Below are 621 nucleotides of genomic sequence, written 5' to 3' on the forward strand. Positions count from 1 at the left end.
GGCGGTCGTCGCGAAAGCGGACGCGCTCTGCGAATCGACCCGCGGCGACGAGCAGGCCGGTCGCGGCGTCGTCGTACCGGCGTTCCAGTCCGTCGGCGCGGACGACGAGCCGGTCGGCGTCGCGGGTTTCGAGCGCCTCGACGACCGTCGCTCGACAGGCGGGCGCGGTTGAGAGCGACCCGCGATGTGGGCAGCCGCTGGCGTCGACTGCGAGTGTCACGGTATCGTCGTCGGGGCGGTCCGTGGGCGTCGAGAACGCGGTCACACAGCCACACCCGTCGGTCGAATCGCAGGGCGCGACCCGAGCGCCAGTCGCGTCGGCGAGTCGGTCGCCGAGCGCGTTCGGGAGCGCCGCGGCGACGGTTTCGGAGAGGGAGCCGATGGAAGAGGAGTCGAGGGGCATACGGGGGCGTGGTCCCGTCCGGGTATTTGAACCTACGCCGCCGCCGGGTCGGCTGTCGCGGGGGCGAGGACAACGACAGAACCGCCCGCGTCGGCTTCGAGCGTCAGTCTGAGGCGGTGTTCGCCCGGCCCGAGGACGAGTCGGTCGCCGACGACGCGAATCCGCGGCCCACCGACGCGGCGGACGACGGTCGGCCGCCGACGACGCTCGCCGACGTA

2 pseudogenes are annotated in these 621 nt (G+C 73.1%); both read right to left on the bottom strand.

Annotated features, from left to right (window positions below):
• Positions 1–403 (bottom strand): annotated as a pseudogene (locus NKF06_RS20770) (type II secretion protein); the annotation flags it as partial.
• A gap of 32 nt (positions 404–435) precedes the next feature.
• Positions 436–621 (bottom strand): annotated as a pseudogene (locus NKF06_RS20775) (hypothetical protein); the annotation flags it as partial.

The organism is Haloferax sp. AB510, assembly GCF_024136985.1.
Classification (GTDB): Archaea; Halobacteriota; Halobacteria; order Halobacteriales; family Haloferacaceae; genus Haloferax.